The sequence below is a fragment of the Peptidiphaga sp. genome, from assembly GCF_057238965.1.
This window is the reverse complement of record NZ_DBHHEV010000142.1, coordinates 1-3,242: the sequence shown is the minus strand read 5'-3', so window position 1 is coordinate 3,242 and position 3,242 is coordinate 1. Positions and strand designations below refer to the sequence as shown.

Genomic DNA, 3,242 nt, shown 5'->3' with positions numbered 1-3,242 from the left:
CTTTTTAGTCGTTGCACCGCCGGTGCAAGCATTTCCAAAAACGTTCTGGCCATCGTGTGACTCCCGCAGAAATTCTCTGCTGGCGTTATTCTTACGTCGAACTCATGTGGGAGTTAATGCTTTCTCGGAACGCCAAAATGAAACGCGAGACCGATCTTGGACTTTGCGAAACGCTTTCCCGCCGCACGAAACCAATCAAAATTTTCTGGAAACGCCAAAATGAGGCGGGAAACCGATCAAAATCTCCGAAAAGTCACTTTTTGTGACGGGAAATGGGAAAAATGTCTCGGAAAACGGCTTCGTGCGGCGGGAAGGCGTCTAAAAGTTTCGGAGATCGGTTTCGCGCGACGGGAAAAGGAGGATAATCTCGCAAAACGCCTTTCCGCCGCGGAATGACTCTATAAAATCTCCATAAATCTAATTCACACGACCTCGTGACTTGCAGGCTTGTGTACCGGCCTCGCTGAAGGCCGCAGCCATCCTACCTTTGCGGGCATGAAAAAGATTCTGATCACTGGAGCCAGCGGATTCATCGGCGGACACCTTGTCCGGGAGGCGCTGGAGGGCGGATACGAGGTCTGGGCGGGCGTGCGACGCAGCAGCTCCCTCGGCCGGTTGCCCAAAGATCGCGTACACCTGATCGACCTCAGTTATGCCGACCCCGAGGCGCTCGCCGCCCAAGTGCGCGCACACGCGGCCGAGCACGGGCGGTGGGACGGCGTGGTCCACAATGCGGGCGTGACGAAGACCGTCCGCCCGGCCGACTTCTTCGAGGTCAACACCGAATACACCCGCCGACTTCTGGCCGCCCTCAACGCCGGCGGCGAGGCCACGCGCCCCGATCGCTTTGTGCTGATGAGTAGCCTCAGCGCCTTCGGCCGCGGCGACGAACGCACCTTCCGGCCCATCTCGGCCGACGATGAGCCTCGGCCCGAATCGATCTACGGCCGCAGCAAACTGGCCGCCGAGCAGTGCGTCCGCGAGCAGACGACGATCCCCTACACCATCCTCCGACCCACGGGCGTCTACGGCCCCGGCGACCGCGACTATGGGATGGAAATTGAGAGCATCCGCGCGGGCTTCGACTTCAAGATCGGCCGCACGCCCCAGCGCCTCACGTTTATCTATGCCAAAGACCTGGCGCGCGTCGTCCGGCTGGCCCTCGAGCGCCCCGAGGCCGTGGGCCGCAGCTACTTCGTGGCCGACGGCGACGTCTACACCGACGACGAGTTCGCCGGCCTCATCCAGGAGCTGCTCCACCGGCGGCACGTGCTCCACGCCCGCATCCCGCTCTGGTTGGCGCGCGTCGTCTGCACCGTCTCCGAGGCCATCGGGCGCATGACCGGCCGACCCGCCACGCTCAACACCGACAAGTATCACATCCTCAAGCAACGCAACTGGATCTGCGACGTCAGCCCCCTGCGCCACGAGCTGGGCTTCACGCCCGAATACAACCTCCGCCGCGGACTCGAGGAGATCATCGCCGAAACAAATCACTAATCATCTACCCTTATGCGCAACAAACTACTCCTTGCCCTCGCCCTGCTTCTGAGCCTCGGCGCATGCACCACATCGCGCCTCGTGAAGCAGGAAAAACGCATCTATCCCAAACGCGAATTTCGCGGCGCGTGGTTTCAGACCATCTATCAGAACGACTACCGCGGACTCTCGGCCGACGATTTTCGCGCGCTCATGGATCAGCGCCTCGACCGCCTGAAACGCTATGGCATCAACGCCATCTTCTTCCAAATCCGCCCCGAGGCCGACGCCTTCTACCCCTCCCGCTACGAGCCTTGGAGCCGCTGGCTGACGGGCCGTCAGGGCGAATCGCCCGAGGACGACGCGTTCGATCCGCTGGCTTACCTCATCGAAGCCTGCCACCTGCGCGGGCTGGAGTTTCACGCCTGGCTCAACCCCTATCGCGCCGGCGCAACGGACTTTGAGGACTTCGCCGAGACGCACATCTACCGCCGCCATCCCGAGTGGTTCGTGCGCTATAACCGCATGACGCTCTTCGATCCTGGCATCCCCGACTGCCGCCTCTTCATCTGCGGCGTGGTGCGCGACATCGTCACCCGTTACGACATCGACGGCATCCATATCGACGACTATTTCTACCCCTACCCCGTCGCCGGCGATCCCTTCCCGGACGAGGAGAGCTTCTCCCGCTACGGTCCGCCCGCGGGCTTCTCCGCCAACCGGCGCGATGACTGGCGGCGCAACAACATCAACCTCCTGATCCGCGAGCTGAAGATGACCGTAGCCTCGGCCAAGCCCTGGGTCAGCTTCGGCGTCAGCCCCTTCGGCATCTACCGCAACAAGTCGTCCGACCGCCACGGTAGCGACACGCGCGGGCTGCAGGACTACGACGACCTCTATGCCGACGTGGTGCTGTGGATGAAGAACGGCTGGATCGACTACTGCGCCCCGCAGCTCTATTGGGAGATCGGCCACAAGTCCGCCGACTACTCGACGCTCATCCGCTGGTGGAGCGGCCTCAAGACGCGCACACCGCTCTACATCGGGCAGGACGTGGCCCGCACCATGAAGGCCGGGCAACTGGCGCAAAAGATGATCGAGGAGCGCGAGGCGAAGCGCGTCGACGGACACATCTTCTGGCCCGCCGGCGAACTGCTGCGCAACAACGGTCACGTGGCCGACAGCCTGCGCCGCATCTGGCATCGCTACCCAGCGCTCACTCCGCCGCTCTCCAAGGCCTACACCGTCCGACCCGACGCCGTGCAGAATCTCCGCATCGCGCAGACGGACGGCGCCACGCGCCTCGTGTGGGACATCGCCCCGCAGGATCCTCGCGCGCCCCGTAAGACGCCCATGCGTTACGTCGTCTATCGCTTCCCGCTCGGCGAACGCCGCGACATCGGCCGTGCTTCTATGATCGTCGCCATCACCGGCGAGCCCTCCTTCCAGCTTCGCGACAGCGACCTCGAGCTTCCCTACACCTACGTCGTCACCGCCGTCGATCGCTATCACAACGAGAGCAAACCGTGCAAGCCCCTCAAGCTCGACGGGCGCACGCGCTACATCAATCTCAGAGGGAAGTGAAGCATGAAAAGACAGCCGGGTACACGTATGCGTCCAGCCCACTTGGCCGGCGTCCCTGACGGCCCCTGCCGGGGCAAGGGAACTTGGCCGGTGTCCCTGACGACCCCTGCCGAGGCCGGGAAATTTGGCCGGCGTCCCTGACGCCTTGATCTTCTTTTGCCTCCTTTTCTTCCATCAAG

At 62.8% G+C, this 3,242-nt stretch carries 3 protein-coding genes; all 3 read left to right on the top strand.

Annotated features, from left to right (window positions below):
• Positions 1-223 (top strand): hypothetical protein (locus ACO48X_RS11035; protein ID WP_485002134.1); only part of this gene is annotated, 223 nt, incomplete at its 5' end.
• Positions 224-495: 272 nt separating this feature from the next.
• On the top strand, positions 496-1,500 hold the full coding sequence (locus tag ACO48X_RS11030; RefSeq protein WP_485002133.1) for an NAD-dependent epimerase/dehydratase family protein: 1,005 nt from the start codon (positions 496-498) through the stop codon (positions 1,498-1,500).
• 12 nt (positions 1,501-1,512) lie between these two features.
• Positions 1,513-3,063, top strand: a complete 1,551-nt coding sequence (locus ACO48X_RS11025) for a glycoside hydrolase family 10-like protein (protein ID WP_485002132.1) — start codon at positions 1,513-1,515, stop codon at positions 3,061-3,063.
• Positions 3,064-3,242 lie beyond the last annotated feature (179 nt).

Excerpts from the sequence above, each read along its gene's own strand:
- ACO48X_RS11030 (WP_485002133.1), top strand. The coding sequence starts at position 496 with ATGAAAAAGATTCTGATCACTGGAGCCAGCGGATTCATCGGCGGACAC.
- ACO48X_RS11025 (WP_485002132.1), top strand. The coding sequence starts at position 1,513 with ATGCGCAACAAACTACTCCTTGCCCTCGCCCTGCTTCTGAGCCTCGGC.